At 72.6% G+C, this 13979-nt stretch carries 14 protein-coding genes and 1 pseudogene; 6 read left to right on the forward strand and 9 right to left on the reverse strand.

Translation table 11 applies throughout. The features are described 5' to 3' along the window. Positions 1-2 precede the first annotated feature (2 nt). A complete protein-coding gene (locus tag AC6JBM_RS06515; RefSeq protein ID WP_497982694.1) occupies positions 3-1241 on the forward strand; it encodes an FUSC family protein in 1239 nt (412 codons plus the stop codon). A gap of 7 nt (positions 1242-1248) precedes the next feature. Here the strand turns inward: AC6JBM_RS06515 and AC6JBM_RS06520 are convergent, their stop codons facing one another. Together AC6JBM_RS06520 and AC6JBM_RS06525 are read right to left on the reverse strand one after the other, a co-directional pair. Further along, positions 1249-2454: an RNA polymerase sigma factor gene (locus AC6JBM_RS06520; RefSeq protein ID WP_497982695.1), complete on the reverse strand. Its 1206-nt coding sequence runs from the start codon at positions 2452-2454 to the stop codon at positions 1249-1251. Continuing rightward, complete coding sequence (locus AC6JBM_RS06525; RefSeq protein ID WP_350613583.1) at positions 2451-2786, reverse strand: YciI family protein; 336 nt, start codon at positions 2784-2786, stop codon at positions 2451-2453. The genes AC6JBM_RS06520 and AC6JBM_RS06525 overlap by 4 nt, the downstream gene beginning before the upstream one ends. 265 nt (positions 2787-3051) lie before the next feature. On the opposite strand from AC6JBM_RS06525, the gene AC6JBM_RS06530 reads away from it, so the two are divergent. Beyond that, the gene (locus AC6JBM_RS06530; protein ID WP_497982696.1) at positions 3052-3870 is read left to right on the forward strand and encodes a hypothetical protein; all 819 of its coding nucleotides are present in this window, start codon (positions 3052-3054) and stop codon (positions 3868-3870) included. A gap of 8 nt (positions 3871-3878) precedes the next feature. Here AC6JBM_RS06530 and AC6JBM_RS06535 read toward each other — a convergent pair whose 3' ends face one another. Next, positions 3879-4232: a nuclear transport factor 2 family protein gene (locus tag AC6JBM_RS06535; RefSeq protein ID WP_497982697.1), complete on the reverse strand. Its 354-nt coding sequence runs from the start codon at positions 4230-4232 to the stop codon at positions 3879-3881. 28 nt (positions 4233-4260) lie between these two features. Between AC6JBM_RS06535 and AC6JBM_RS06540 the strand changes: the two genes are divergently transcribed. From AC6JBM_RS06540 to AC6JBM_RS06550, 3 genes and pseudogenes are all read left to right on the forward strand, one after another. Next, positions 4261-4878 (forward strand): L-threonylcarbamoyladenylate synthase, encoded by a 618-nt coding sequence (locus AC6JBM_RS06540; protein WP_497982698.1) that lies wholly within the window; start codon positions 4261-4263, stop codon positions 4876-4878. A 12-nt stretch (positions 4879-4890) separates the two neighbouring features. Further along, positions 4891-5061 (forward strand): annotated as a pseudogene (locus AC6JBM_RS06545) (4-hydroxy-3-methylbut-2-enyl diphosphate reductase); the annotation flags it as partial. 9 nt (positions 5062-5070) lie between these two features. Beyond that, entirely contained in the window at positions 5071-5259 is a 189-nt protein-coding gene (locus AC6JBM_RS06550; RefSeq protein WP_497982699.1) for a hypothetical protein, read from the forward strand. A gap of 7 nt (positions 5260-5266) precedes the next feature. Here AC6JBM_RS06550 and AC6JBM_RS06555 read toward each other — a convergent pair whose 3' ends face one another. Beyond that, positions 5267-6376 carry a hypothetical protein gene (locus tag AC6JBM_RS06555; RefSeq protein ID WP_497982700.1) on the reverse strand — a complete coding sequence of 370 codons (1110 nt, stop codon included), beginning with the start codon at positions 6374-6376 and terminating at the stop codon, positions 5267-5269. Between the two features lie 64 nt (positions 6377-6440). On the opposite strand from AC6JBM_RS06555, the gene AC6JBM_RS06560 reads away from it, so the two are divergent. Next, complete coding sequence (locus AC6JBM_RS06560) at positions 6441-7262, forward strand: bestrophin-like domain (protein ID WP_497982701.1); 822 nt, start codon at positions 6441-6443, stop codon at positions 7260-7262. A 145-nt stretch (positions 7263-7407) separates the two neighbouring features. Here the strand turns inward: AC6JBM_RS06560 and AC6JBM_RS06565 are convergent, their stop codons facing one another. From AC6JBM_RS06565 to AC6JBM_RS06585, 5 genes are all read right to left on the reverse strand, one after another. Continuing rightward, positions 7408-9852 (reverse strand): glycoside hydrolase family 2 protein, encoded by a 2445-nt coding sequence (locus tag AC6JBM_RS06565; protein WP_497986426.1) that lies wholly within the window; start codon positions 9850-9852, stop codon positions 7408-7410. Positions 9853-9932: 80 nt separating this feature from the next. Then, positions 9933-11000, reverse strand: coding sequence for a LacI family DNA-binding transcriptional regulator (locus AC6JBM_RS06570; protein WP_497982702.1), 1068 nt, complete (start codon positions 10998-11000; stop codon positions 9933-9935). 30 nt (positions 11001-11030) lie between these two features. After that, positions 11031-11840, reverse strand: a complete 810-nt coding sequence (locus tag AC6JBM_RS06575; protein WP_350613598.1) for a carbohydrate ABC transporter permease — start codon at positions 11838-11840, stop codon at positions 11031-11033. Next, positions 11837-12700, reverse strand: a complete 864-nt coding sequence (locus AC6JBM_RS06580; protein WP_497982703.1) for a carbohydrate ABC transporter permease — start codon at positions 12698-12700, stop codon at positions 11837-11839. The genes AC6JBM_RS06575 and AC6JBM_RS06580 overlap by 4 nt, the downstream gene beginning before the upstream one ends. Next, positions 12697-13977, reverse strand: coding sequence for an ABC transporter substrate-binding protein (locus AC6JBM_RS06585; RefSeq protein ID WP_497982704.1), 1281 nt, complete (start codon positions 13975-13977; stop codon positions 12697-12699). Before AC6JBM_RS06585 ends, AC6JBM_RS06580 begins: the two co-directional genes overlap by 4 nt. Positions 13978-13979 lie beyond the last annotated feature (2 nt).

Consider the following 13979-nt stretch of genomic DNA (forward strand, 5'->3'; position numbering starts at 1 on the left):
AGGTGCGTAATATCCGGCAGGCGCTCGCCGGCTTCGCCCCGGTGCTCGCGACCGTCGTCACGCTCATCCCGCTGACCCATCGGACCGGGATCGTCGTGCTCGGCGCGGCCGTCAGCATGATGGCGGCCCGGTCCGGCCGGGGGCACGGCCCGTGGCGGCTGCTGCTGGTACCGGCCGGCGCCCTCGTCATCGCCGCCTTCGCGGTGCTCTTCCACGCCGCCCACGCCTACGGCGACGCGTTCTTCGTGCTCACCGTGGCCGCCGCGACGGCCGCGCGCGCGTTCGGCCCCGCCGCCGGGCACCTCGGCCGGGCGCTGGTGCTGCCGCTCATCGGCATGCTCGTCGCGCCGGTGGACCCGGGCGGCCATCCGTGGCGCACCCTGGCCTGGGCGACCCTCGCGGTGTTCGTGGCCGAGGTGTACGCGCTGGCCGGCCGGCGTCTGGGCGGTACCGAAGCGGAATCCGCACCATCGGGCACCGCCCCGGCGAGGATCCACGTGTGGCGGGGCGCGCAGTCCGCGCTCGCCCTGACGCTGGCGTTCACGATCGGCCAGACGGTGTTCGGCGAGCACTGGGCGTGGACGGTGATCAGCGCCCACACCGTCGGCGCGGCCGCCCGGTCCCGCGGCGACGCCCTGCTCAAGGGCGCCCACCGGACCCTGGGCGCGCTGGGCGGCACCCTGGTCGCGACGGTCCTGGCCCTCGCGGTCGGCGATCACCGGTCCATCGCGGTCGTGCTGCTGCTCGCCGTACTCGCGGCCGGCTTCTCCCTCCGCCAGTTCGGCTACGCGTGGTGGGCCGCGAGCGTCACCGCCGCCCTCGCGCTGCTCTACTCGCTCGCCGGCGTCACCGGTACGGCCACGCTGCCCCTCCTCGCCGCCCGCCTGCTCGCGGTCGTCGCCGGGGCCCTGTGCGCCGTCCTGCCCGCCGCGCTCGTCGCGCCCGTCCGCACCGGCGCCGTCCTGCGCAAGCGCACCGCGGAGTGCCTGCGCGCCATCCGCGACGGCGAGCACGCGACCGCCCTGCGCGGGCTCGCCGCGCTGCGGGAGTCGGCGGCGCCGCTGCTGGCGATCCGCCGTTTCCGCCCCCGGCAGGAGCTGCGCTGGGTGGACGCGCTGAGCGCCCTGGAGCCGGACCTGCGCGCCCTCGCGGCCGGCGACGAGGACCCGGCGGCCCTGCGACGCGTGCGCAAGGTCCTCGCCCCCGTCGCCGAGGACCTTCGCGCCGCCGCCGGGAGGTAGCAATGGTTCAGGCCTCGGCGTCCTCCGTCTCGGCCCGCTCCAGCAACGCGTCGCGCTCGGCCGGGCTGTGGGCCAGCGCGGCCGCCGAGCGGAACAGCGAAGCCGCGCGTGCGTGGTCGCCCGTGCGGGACACCAGGTCCGCCTCGGCCGCCACCGCGTGCGGATACCCGTCCAGCCCGCCCCCGGCCCGCGCCTCGGCCAGCAGGGCGAGGCCGGCCGAGGGCCCGTGCGCGTAGCCGTGCGCGACGGCGCGATTGAGGGCGATCACCGCGGTGGGCTGCCCCGCCCACAGCCGGTCGTAGCAGGAGGCGATCCCGGCCCAGTCCGTCGGGCCGTCGGTGGTGTGGAACGCGGCGATGCGGGCCTGCAGCGCGTACGGCCCGTCGCCGAGCCCCTCGAGCAGCGCCCGGCCCTCGGCGATCGCGGCGTGGTCCCATCGCGAGCGGTCCTGCTGGTCCAGGGTCAGCAGCCGGCCGTCGGGGGAGCGGCGGGCGTCCCGGCGCGAGTGCTGGAACAGGAACAGGGCCAGCAGGCCGCCGATCTCGCCGGACAGCTCCGGGGCGGGCAGCAGGGCGCGCAGGAGCCGGGCCAGCCGGATGGCCTCGTCGGCGAAGGCGGGGGAGCCGTCCGCGTTGTAACCGTTGGTGAACAGCACGTACAGCACGCCGAGCACCCCGGGCAGGCGCTCGGTCAGGGCCGGGCCCTCCGGGACGCGGTACGGGATGCCGGCCTGGGCGATCTTCGTCTTGGCGCGGGTGAGGCGGCGGGTCATCGTCGCCTCGGTGACGAGGAAGGCGCGGGCGATGTCGGCCGTGGGCACGCCGCAGATGGTGCGCAGGGTGAGCGCGACCCGGGCCTCCAGCGGCAGGGCCGGGTGACAGCAGGTGAACACGAGCCGGAGGCGGTCGTCGGGGAAGGCGCCGGCGTCACCCGGCTCGGGTGAGCCGAGGACCGCCAGGTCCTGGAGCTTGGTGCGCTCCACCTTGGCCCGGCGCAGCACGTCGATGGCCCGGTTGCGGGCCGTGGTCATGAGCCAGGCCGCCGGGTTGTCGGGCACGCCCGTCGACGGCCACCGCTGCAGCGCGGTCGCCAGGGCCTCCTGGGCGCAGTCCTCGGCCAAGTCCCAGTCTCCCGTCATGCGGATGAGCGCACCCACGATGCGCGGGTGCGCCTCGGCCGCCGCCGCGGCGACGGCCGAGGCGACCCTGGTCACTGCTCGAAGTCGGCGAAGGGGCGGATCTCGATGCGTCCGCCGCGGGCCATCGGGTGCGTGCGGGCCATCATGATCGCCTCGTCGAGGTCGGCGCACTCGATCAGGTCGAAGCCGACGATGACCTCCTTCGTCTCCGTGAACGGGCCGTCGGTGACGAGCAGTTCCCGGTTGCGCACCCGGACCGTGGTCGCGGCGGCCGGCGGGGCGAGCACCGCGCCCTGCTTGCGCCGGCCCGCCTCGTCGTTCTCCCGCACCCACACGTTGATGTCGGGCTCGTCCGACTTGTCGGTGTCGGGCTCCGGGTCGCTGCAGACGAACATCATGTACTTCATCAGGGCTGTTCCTTTCGTGTGTTACCCGGGTGACGAACGGGCGGCGACGATCCGGACAGCTGTGGCGGAGAAATTTCCGGGCGCCGGATCACGATACTGAGCGGGGTCGCGAGGTGGGCGCTGGGTGATCGTCTCGCTGCGAAGGGTGGAACGACAAAGGTCAGGGGCATGAATCCGAGCCGAACAGCCGGGTGGTTCGGCCGTTCCGGGGCAGGCGCGGCCCGTTTTCCCCGACTAGGCTGCGGACCTTGTGTCGATGGTTTGCGTGACGTGTGGTGCCCCGGGGCACGACACCAGCGGTCGATACCTCTGCATCCGGCACGGCGGGGTGCCCTCGGCGGAGTTCGTGGCCGCGCTCGTCGGCGAGGGGGAGGGCGCCGCGCGGTGGCCCGACCGGCTCCCGGACGCGGCGGAGTGGCCCGACCAGGCCGGGGAGACCGCGACGCTGATCCCGGAGCAGTCGCGGACCGAGCCGGCCGACCCGCTCGCCCTCGCGGACATGAGCGAGGACGACGACGAGGTCACCGAGGACCGGGCCCCGGTCGCGCTGCGGGCGTTCACCTGGCTCTTCCTCACCGTCACGGCCGTGCACATCGTGCTGCTCGTGGTCGACGTGCTCGTCCTGCGCCGCGAGGACGCGGTGCTGCGGGACTACGCCGTCGCCGAGCACACCCTGCAGTCGCCGGCCTCCAAGGCCGTCTTCGCGCTCGTGGACCGGGTCGGCTCGGCGGTCGGCATGGCGCTGTGGGTGACGCTGCTGATGTTCGCCGTCTGGTTCGGCGTCGTCGGGCGGGTAGCCGACCGGCTCGGGCGGGACCGGCGCACGCTGCTGCGGCACTGGACGTACCTCGGCTGGCGCCTGGCCCTCGTCCCGCTGGTCGTGTACCTCTTCGCCGACGCCGCCCGCGACGACCCCCGCCCCGCCGAGCGGCTCGCGTTCGTGGAGGAGGCCCTGGCCGTCAACCACACCGCGATCATGTTCGTGTCCCTGCGCATCGTGATGCTGGCGATGCTGGCCGGGTTCGTCATGGTGGTGTGGCGCCGCCTCAACCCCCCGGCCCGCGACGACGACCTGCCGTTCTAGGCCTGCCGTCAGGCCTGTTCCATCCACCACTCGGTGAACTCGCGGCACTGTCCCACGGTGTCGAGGCGGAGCAGCCAGAGATTGCTGTACGTCTTCGCCCCGTACCCCGTGACGCCCTGCACGATGCTCAGCTCCGGCGAGACCGTCACCGGGAACCAGCTGAAGTCCCACTCGCCGCGCGCGTCGCGATGCTCCAGCCACGCGGCCACGATCGCGTCCCGGCCCCGCCACGGCTCGGCGTACGGCGCCGGGTAGTACGCCGCGTCCTCGGCGAAGAGCGCCCCGATCTCGGCGGGCTCGTTGCTGCCCCACGCCCGCAGGTATCCCTCGACCCAGCCGGTCACGGCCTCCAGATCCGTCATGCGCTATTCCTACACGTACGCTGGGACGGTGGCGAGGTACTTCGACGTGCATCCGGACAACCCCCAGCCGCGGCTGCTCCAGCAGATCGTGGGGCTGCTGCGCGACGACGGGCTGATCGCCTATCCGACCGACTCCTGCTACGCGCTGGGCTGCCAGCTCGGCAGCCACCCCGGCCTCACCCGCATCCGGGACATCCGCCGGCTCGACGACCGGCACCACTTCACGCTCATGTGCCGCGACTTCGCCCAGCTCGGGCAGTTCGTGCAGATCTCCAACTCGGTGTTCCGGCTGGTCAAGGCGGTCACCCCGGGCAGCTACACGTTCATCCTGCCGGCCAGCCCGGAGGTGCCGCGGCGGCTGCTGCACCCGAAGAAGCGCACCGTCGGCGTGCGCATCCCGCAGCACACGGTCACCCAGGCGCTGCTGGCCGAGCTCGGCGAGCCGCTGCTGTCCAGCACCCTGCTGCTGCCCGGCCAGGACGAGCCGATGACCCAGGGCTGGGAGATCAAGGAGACGCTCGACCACCAGCTCGACGCGGTCGTCGACGGCGAGTGCGGCACCGAGCCGACCACCGTCGTGGACCTCTCCGAGGACGAGCCGGAGATCCTGCGCGTGGGGGCCGGGGACCCCTCCCGCTTCGAGTAGGAAACCCGGCAGATCGTGCACAACTCGCACGTGGTCGCGGACCTCGAGGCGCGCGGCGCGGTGTTCGTGGCGGAGCTCGGCGAGGTGCCCGACGGCGCCACCGTCGTGTTCTCCGCGCACGGCGTCGCGCCCGGCGTGCGGGCCGAGGCCGAGGCGCGCGGGCTCGCGGTGGTCGACGCCACCTGACCGCTCGTGACGAAGGTGCACGCCGAGGCCCGCCGGTTCGCGGCCCGGGGCGACACCGTCGGGGCGTCGGCGCCGCCCCGGCTCGTCGAGGAGGTCATCGACGCCCTGCGGGCGCGCGGGCCGGTGGCGGTGCACGAGCGCCGGACCGCGTCGGAGTTCCTGCGGTTCGCCCTGCCGCCGTCGGTACGGCCGTGAGCGCCCGCTACCGCCGGCCCCGCCGCACCAGCCGGGAGACGGCCACGGCGGCGACCATCAGCCCGCCCAGCACGGGGATGTACCGGGCGCCGACCTTGTGCCGCGTCTGCGCGACCGCGACGGTCGCGGGGTCCGGGATGTGGTGCCTGACCGGGGACGACTTCGGGGCTTGCGGGGCCGGGCTCGAGGGCGGCGGGGACGGCACCGGGGCCTTCGCGGGTGGCCGGGGCGACCTGCTGGGCGACGACACTGGGGTCGGCGGCGGGGTCGTGGGCAGCGCCTGGGCGGCGACCGGGGGAGTCGTCGGCGGGGCGTGGACCGGGCACGTCGCCGCGTCCGACGACGTCAGCGGGCCGAGGTCGGCGAGCTTCTCGGCCTTCGTGCCGGTGACGCGGAACAGGGCGCTGGTCATGGGGGCGCGGCCCGTTCCCGCCCCGGTGCCGGGGCCGGCGTTGCGGTTGAACACGGCGGCGATCGAGCCGTCGGCCAGGACCGCGACGCCGCCGTACGCGGAGCTGGGCGGCAGGTCCGGCACCCGCTCGGTGCTCACGGCGGAGACGCCGGTGGCCGCGTCCCAGCGCAGCCGCACCACCCGGGCCACGTCGTCGATCGCCACGACGGTGACCAGCTCGCCGGTGCGCGGGTCGGTGGCCCAGTCGCCGGCGTACGGCAGCTTCGGCAGCGCGTGCGACGCGAGCGCGGCCGGCGCGCCGGGGCCGAGGCGCAGCGGGCGGAGGCGGTCGCCGGTGCTCACCAGGAGGCGGCCCTGGGCGTCGATCGCGGCGCCGTACGCCTTCGCGAGGTCCGCGCGGCCCGGGGCGGGGCCGAGGTCGGTGACGATCCCGGCGGCGCTGACCCGGACCAGGTGCGGGGCCTGGGGAAGGCGCTTGCCGTCCAGCTCGGTCGCGAGGCCCGCGAGGGTGCCGTCGCTCGTGCAGGCGATGGCGTTGAGGGCGTACCGCAGCGGCGTTCTGGCCTGTCGTCCGTCGAGGCCGACCGAGTGCAGCGTCGCGCCCGCCGCACCCGGTGCCTGGTCGACCCAGACCAGCCCGGGCGGCAGCGTCGCGACCGGCGACGGAGCCGGCACCAGGGCCAGAACGGCCGCGAAGCGAAGCATGGTGGGCCCCCGTGGTCGATTTGCGGCTTTTGTGCGCTGTCACTGTATCGGACGGGAGCCGCCGGTGAACGCCCAGATCCTGATCGGCGGCCTGGTCGTGGTGACCGTCGCGTCCGGCATCGCGATCGTGCTCGGGCTCGCCGTGCAGCGGTGGGTGCCCGTCGCCGACCGGCAGGAGAACAACGACGTCGCCGGCATCGCGTTCGCGATCATCGGGGTGCTGTACGCGATCCTCATGACGTTCGTCATCGTCAGCGTCTGGGTGCGCAACGACCTGTTCTCGTACCAGCGTGAGACGCAGGAGGAGGGCGAGCTCGCCAACTGCGTGCTGGTGCTGGAGCGGTTCCTCGGCTACGGCCCGCAGCAGGCCGCCGAGGCCACGAACGACCTGCTCACCTCGCGGCTGCAGCAGTTCGAGCACACGGTGCTGACCGAGCTCGCGCCGCTGTTCGCCGAGCACGGGCTGGACGCGTTCGAGCAGGGGCGGGTGCTCAAGTACGCACAGGGGCTGCAGGACTGGCAGGCCGGCGGGCACGAGTGGCACATGCGCTCCAGCCGGTACATGAACTCGGGCGCGCGCTCGACCCGGCTCGGCGGCCCGGTCGGGCTCGGTACGTCGGCCGCGCGGCTGGGCTGGCGCTCCCGGGCGCGCCGCGTGGCCCCCGAGCTCCGCCATGAGCGCCGACGGCGCCGCCCGCTACCGCGCGGCCGTCGACCTGGACACCGCCGCGCGGGAGTCGCTGCACCGCTACGTGACCGAGCTGCGGCACTGGCTGGCGGGCGTCCTGCAGTGGCACCGCGACACGAACCGCTACGACGAGGCGGTCCTCAGCGGCGCGGCCCACACCCGGCACCGGCGGCGCACTGGCTGCCACGGGGAACCTGACCGGCCCGCAGTCCCCGCACCTGGTGGGCTCGATCCCGTCCGCCTGACGCACCTCGTCCCGGCGCGGCGTCCCCCAGCGGCGCCGCGCCGCCGTCGTCAGCGCCGGCGCCCAACGGTGCCGGTCGCCACGCCGGCGGCGGGCGGGTCAGTGGGTGACGAGGTCGTTCGCGGTGCGCAGGACCGGGGGCGTCGACCAGACGGACGCGTCGGGCAGTGCCGCCGGGGCGATGCCGCGGACCCGCAGGACCGTGGACTCGCCCGGGAGCAGGGTCACCAGCGCGTCGTCGACCGTCGCGGCCGGGGCGACGCGGTCCGGGAACACGGTCAGGTCGCGGGCCAGGGTCCGGGCGGTGATGTGCAGGTCGACGCCGTCCGGCGCCGGGACCGTGCGCACGTCTACCGCCGCCCGCGGGTAGGAGAGGTCCACGTCCTCGGCGAAGCACCACAGGGCGCGCGAGCCGTCGGCGTCGGCCACCAGCAGCTCGGCGGCCGGGGACTCCGGCGTGGTCAGCTCGGGGGGCAGCGGCACCGTCGCCGCGCCGCCGCCCGGCACGGCCACGGGCACCGTCAGCGTCGCGTGCTCGGTGCCGTCGAAGGCGAGCCGGCGCACCCGCACCGCGGTGTGCCAGGGGTTCGGGCCGTCGTTCACCGCGACGATCGCCACGCCGCCGTCGCGCGGCTGGAGGGTGAAGAAGCGCTCGGAGTACACCCGGCGGAGGGCGAACCACAGGGGCTTGCGCCGGCCGTCGCCGTCGATCGCGGACCAGGACGTGACCGGCCAGTTGTCGTTGAGCTGCCACACGATGGTGCCGGTGCACAGGGGCTTCAGCGAGCGGAAGTGCTCGATGCCGAACGTGATCGCGCGGGCCTGGTTGAGCTGCGTCGCCCAGTGCCAGTCGTCGAACGCCTCCGGCGCCGGGAAGTGGCCGTCCAGGCCGCGGGCGAGCTTCTCGTTGCCGCCCGTCGCCTTCTGGTGGTGCGCGACGCCGGGGGAGTGCGGGGTCAGCGGGTCGTCGGAGACCGCGCGGCGCAGGGTCGCGAAGGCCGGCGGGGCCTGGAAGCCGAACTCGGCGACGAACCGCGGGCGGTAGGTCGCGTAGTGGCGGTAGTCGTGCGTGTTCCACACGTCCCAGATGTGCGTGGTGCCGTGGGCGGGGTCGTTCGGGTGCAGCTGCGGGTCGCCGGAGTAGGGGCTGCCCGGCCAGTACGGCCGGGTGGGGTCGAGCCCGCGCACGATCTGTGGCAGCACGCGCAGGTAGTAGCCCTCGCCCCAGGTGCGTCCCCCGAGCTCGTCCGGCCAGCCCCAGTCGTGGTAGCCCCAGATGTTCTCGTTGTTGCCGACCCACATGACCAGGCTCGGGTGCGGCATCAGGCGGACGACCTGCTCGCGCGCCTCGGCCGCGACCTCCGAGCCGAGCGGCTCCTCCTCGGGGTAGGCCGCGCAGGCGAAGGGGAAGTCCTGCCCGACGAGCACGCCGAGGGAGTCGGCGAGGTCATAGAAATCCTCGCTCTCGTACCGCCCCCCGCCCCACACCCGCAGGTAGTTCACGCCCGCCTCGACGGCCTGGCCGATGCGCTCGGCGTAGCGGGTGCGCTCGACCCGGGTCACGAACGCGTCGTCGGGGATCCAGTTGGCCCCGCGCACGAACACCGGCTCGCCGTTGACGCGCAGCACGAACCGGGAGCCGTCGGCGTCGGCCGCGGTGTCGAGCTCGACGGTGCGGAAGCCGATCCGCCGCGTCCACGTGTCGAGGACGTCGTCCGCGCTCAGGGTCTCAGCGCTCAGGGTCTCAGCGCGCAGGGTCACGGTCAGCTCGTAGCGGTGCGGCTCGCCGAGGCCGCGCGGCCACCACAGCTGCGCGTCGGGAACGTCGAGGACCACGGAGGCGGTGGACCCGTCCACGGTCACGGTGGACTCGACACCGGCGCAGGAGGCCGTCAGCGTCAGCGGCCGGTCGTCGAGCCGCTCCAGGTCCACGAGGACCTCGACGCGCCCGGGCGTGACCACCGGGCGCACCCGGGCCAGGCGCGCGGCCGACCACGCGTGCAGCCCGATCGGCTGCCAGATCCCCGCCGTGACGACGGTCGGGCCCCAGTCCCAGCCGAAGTTGCACGCCATCTTGCGGATGTACTGAAACGGTTCAGGGTAGGCGTTCGGCCGGGTCCCGAGGGTGTCGCGGACGTGCTCGGCGTAGCCGTAGGCCGAGTCGAACCGCACGTCGAGGGTGTTGCCGGACGGCCGGACGAGGCCGGTGACGTCGAAGCGGTAGCCCCGGTGCTGGTTCGCGGTGCGCCCGACCTCGACGCCGTTGAGCGTGACGGTCGCGACCGTGTCGAGGCCGTCGGCGACGAGGTCCAGGCGGTCGGCCGTCTCCGGGGCGTCGAAGTCCAGCGAGTAGATCCAGGGCGTGCGGCCGATCCAGTGCAGCCGCTCCTCGTTGTCGTCCAGGAGCGGGTCGGGGATCGCGCCCGCCGCGAGCAGGTCGGTGTGCACGCATCCGGGCACGGTCGCGGGGAGCGTCTCCCCGACCGGTGCCTCGGCGGCGGCGCGGACCGTCCAGCCGGTGTGGAGCGGACGCAGGAGGGCCATGTTCATGCTCCCGACTGAACCGGATAAGTTGTTGTCCCTGAACCCTAGGTTGGCGTTCTGAGCAGTGTCAACTGAAGCGCTTAGCGTGGCCGGGGCGGCCGCGTGGACTCCCGGGCGGTCAGCGTGCCCGGAGGCAGGGTCAGCCGCGTCGGGCCGCCGCCGCCGATGGCCGTCAGCAGGGCGCGCGCGGTCAGCTCGGCCTGCAGCGCGGGCACCTGCACCACCGCGGTGATCTCGGGGACGGTGATCTGGCACAGGTCCGAGTCGTCCCAGGCGACCACGGAGAAGTCCCCGGGCACCGAGAGCCCCATCTCGTGCGCGACCTTGAGCGAGGCGGCGGCCATGACGTCGTTGTCGAAGACGAGCGCGGTCGGCGGCTCGGCGAGGCTCAGCAGCTCGCGGGTCGCCCGCATGCCGTCGGCGGCGCCGTAGTTGGTGTAGACGCAGCGGTACTCGATGTCGCCGGCCGCGGCCACCGCGGCCGTGTAGGCGGCCTCGCGCTGGACGGTGTGCAGCAGCTCGCGGGGGCCGGCGACGCGGAAGATCGTGCGGTGCCGCAGCGCCCGCAGGTAGTTCACGATGCCCTGGGCGGTGCCGGCGGTGTCGGCGTCGACGGAGCTGAGCCCGGTCAGGTCGAGCCCGTCGACGGCAGGGTCACCACCGGGGTCGCCGCCCCCGATGACCGCCGCCGGGAGCCCGATCTCGCGCAGCGCGGCGGGGCGCGGGTCGGCGTGGCGCAGGTCGGTCATGATGACGCCGTCGACGTGGCGGCCGGCGTACCACCGGCGGTACACGTCGATCGTCCCGGCGAAGTCGTCGACCAGATGCAGCACGAGGGCCACGTCGTTGCGGTTGAGCTCCGCCTCGACGCCGCTGAGCATCTGGGTCAGGAACGAGTCGACGACCATGACCCGCGGCGGGCGGACCAGCACCATGCCGACGGCGTTGGCCTTGGCCGTGCCCAGCGAGCGGGCGGCGATGTTCGGCGCCCAGCCGAGCTCGCGGGCCGCGGCCAGCACCCGGGCCCGGGTCTGCTCGGAGACGCCGGGCCGGCCGTTGAGCGCGTAGGACACGGCCGCCTCCGACACGCCGGCATGCTCCGCGACCTGCCGGATCGTGACCCGCCCCTGCTCACCGGATGCTGTCATTGATCGGCACCATACACGCCGCGAGGCCCGTCATTTGGTCGCTCCGGCGGTGAAGCCGTTGTAGATGAACCGCTGCAGGGCGAGGAAGACGATCAGGGTCGGGATGATGACCAGGATGACGCCGGCCGAGATGACCTCCCACTGCGCGCCGAACGGCCCCTTGAACCGGAACAGCGAGGTGGAGATGACGCCGAGGTCCTGCGAGGGCATGTAGAGGAACGGGATGTAGAACTCGTTGTAGATGGCGATGCCCTTGATGATGACCACGGTGGCGATCGCGGGTTTGAGCAGCGGCAGGATGATGCGCCGGTAGATGGTGAACGGTCCCGCGCCCTCCAGCGCCGCGGCCTCGTCGAGCTCGGTCGGCACGCCCCGCAGGAACTGCTGGAAGATGTAGATCGAGATGATGTCCGTGCCCAGGAACAGGGCGACGGCCGACCAGCGGGTGTCGTACAGCTGCAGCGTGTCGATGACCTTGAAGGTCGCCACCTGGGTCGTCACGCCCGGGACCAGGGTCGCGAGCAGGAACAGCGCGATGACGAGCGGCCGGAGCCGGAAGTCGAACCGGTCGATCGCGTAGGCGGCCATCGACCCGATGAGCACCGTGCCGGCCAGCGACACCACGAGGATGATCGAGGTGTTGACGAAGCCGCGCAGCATGTGGCCGTCGTTGAACGCCACCGCGTAGTTGTGCAGGTTGAACCAGTCGTGCGGCGGGTCGAACGGACCGCTGGTGGCGAACTCCTGGTGCGTCTTCAAGGACGCGAAGACCAGGACCAGGGGCGGCAGCAGTACCACCAGCGAGGCCCCCAGCAGCGACAGGTGCTTGAGCAGCCTCACGACAGCGTCACCTTCTCCTCGGGCGCGACCCGGCGCTGCAGCCAGGTCACGAGCAGGATGATGACCAGCAGCACGACCGCCATCGCGGAGGCGAGCCCGAACTTGTAGTACTTGAACGCCATGTCGACCGTCTGGATCACGAACGTCTCGCTCTCGTTCGCGCCGCGGGTCATGATGAACGGGATCTCGAAGACCGACAGCGAGCCCGAGATCGCCAGGATGAACGACAGCCCGACGACCGGGCGGATGCCGGGCAGGATGATCCAGCGGAACTGGGCCCAGCGGCCGGCCCCGTCCAGCTCCGCGGCCTCGTACAGCTGCGGCGGTATCGACTGGATGGCGCCCAGGAACAGCACGAAGTTCAGCCCGAGGTACCGCCAGATCGACGTCCCGGCGAGGGAGTAGTTCACCACGTCCGGGTCGCCCAGCCACTGCCGGCTCAGGCCGCCGAGCCCGACCGAGCCCAGCGCGGAGTCCAGGGTGCCGCCCGGCTGGAAGAAGAACAGGAAGATCATGCCGATGGCGACGCCGTTGATGAGGTACGGGAAGAAGATGATGCCCTTGTAGACGTTGCGCAACCAGGTGCTGAAGCTGAGCACGGTCGCGAAGTACAGGGCGAGCAGGATCTGCACCACGGAGGCGCCGACGTAGTACAGGCTGACCTTGAGCACGCCGAACAGCTCGGGGCGGGTGAAGATCTCCACGTAGTTGCCCAGCCCCACGAACTCCTTCGTGGGGCTGAGCCCGTCCCAGTCGGTGACGCTGTACCAGAACATGTTCACCACGGGGATGTAGGTGAACACGATCAGCAGGAGCAGCGGCACCGACAGGAACGCGTACGGGGTGATGCGTCGTCTCATTTGAGCTTGGCCCGCGCCGCGGACCACTTCTTGTTGAGGTCGGCGAAGATCTGGTCCTTCGACTCGTTCTTCGCCCCGCGGGCGGCGTCGACGATGGCCTGGCGGTACTTGCCGTCGTACAGCGCGATCTCGGCCGAGTTCCCGATCTTGTCGGCCCGGCCCTCCTGCCCCTTCGGCGCCGGGTTCAGCTCGATCAGCTCGGTCTTGGCCGCGGTCAGGTCGGCCAGGGTCGCGGGCATCGCGGCGCTCTTGAGCGTCGAGACGCCGCCCTGGTCGGTGGCGTAGCCGGACTCGTCGGTGAACCAGTCGATCCACGCCCGCGCGGTCGCCTTGTTCTTCGAGTTGATGTTGATGGCGTTCTTGTAGTCGCCGCCGATCACCGAGTAGAACTTGCCGTTCGTCTGGTGCGGGAACGGCCAGTAGCCGATGTCGTCCTTGCTCGTCGCGGCCTGCTGCATCTGCACGATCGACCAGGAGCCGAGCATCATCGTGGCGATCTTGCCGGTGCCGAGCAGGCCCTTGGACTGCTCCCAGTTCGTGGTCGTCGGGTCGGGCTCGGTGAGGCCGGCCTTGACCGCGTCGTAGAGCAGCGAGTCGATGACGAAGTGCTCCTTGCCGGCGGCCCAGGGCGCGTCGTCGTCGCCGAGCTTGATCGCCGCGTCCGGGTCGCCGCTGATCGCGCCCCGGGCGCCCTCCCACTGCCCGAGCGGCCAGCCGTCCTTGTAGTTCGTGTAGAGCGGGATCGCGCCCGTCTTGTCCTTGACGGCCTTGAGCGCGGCCAGGAACTCCTCGGGCGTCTTGGGCGGCTCGGTGATGCCGGCCTGGGCCCACACCTTCTTGTTGAGCACGTACCCCTGGGCGTTGCCGGTGATCGACAGCCCGTAGACCTTGCCGTCGTAGGTCTGCTCGCTGCGCACGAAGCGGTACTTGCTCTGCAGCTCCTCGACCGTGCCGAGCGGCTCGAAGAACGACTTGAGCTGGTCGGCGTTGACGGAGTTGGGGATGAGCAGCACGTCGCCGTAGTTCTTGGTGTTCATGCGCACCCGGACTTCGCCCTCGTAGTCCGTGATGGCCTCGAACTTGACGGTCGTGCCGGGGTACTTGGCCTCGAACGTCTTCTTGTAGTCCTGGAACACCGTGTTGACGATGTCGGTGCGCTGGGTCAGCACCGTGATCTCGCCGCCGATCTTCCCGTCGCCGCCGGCCTTGTCATCGCCACAGGCGGTCAGGCCGGTCAGCGCGAGGCCCAGCACGAGCAGGCCGATTCCCTTCTTCATGG

The sequence above is a fragment of the Dactylosporangium thailandense genome, from assembly GCF_059739745.1.

Excerpts from the sequence above, each read along its gene's own strand:
- AC6JBM_RS06525 (WP_350613583.1), bottom strand. The coding sequence starts at position 2,786 with ATGAAGTACATGATGTTCGTCTGCAGCGACCCGGAGCCCGACACCGAC.
- AC6JBM_RS06580 (WP_497982703.1), bottom strand. The coding sequence starts at position 12,700 with ATGAGACGACGCATCACCCCGTACGCGTTCCTGTCGGTGCCGCTGCTC.
- AC6JBM_RS06535 (WP_497982697.1), bottom strand. The coding sequence starts at position 4,232 with ATGACGGATCTGGAGGCCGTGACCGGCTGGGTCGAGGGATACCTGCGG.
- AC6JBM_RS06565 (WP_497986426.1), bottom strand. The coding sequence starts at position 9,852 with ATGGCCCTCCTGCGTCCGCTCCACACCGGCTGGACGGTCCGCGCCGCC.
- AC6JBM_RS06585 (WP_497982704.1), bottom strand. The coding sequence starts at position 13,977 with ATGAAGAAGGGAATCGGCCTGCTCGTGCTGGGCCTCGCGCTGACCGGC.
- AC6JBM_RS06555 (WP_497982700.1), bottom strand. The coding sequence starts at position 6,376 with ATGCTTCGCTTCGCGGCCGTTCTGGCCCTGGTGCCGGCTCCGTCGCCG.
- AC6JBM_RS06570 (WP_497982702.1), bottom strand. The coding sequence starts at position 11,000 with ATGACAGCATCCGGTGAGCAGGGGCGGGTCACGATCCGGCAGGTCGCG.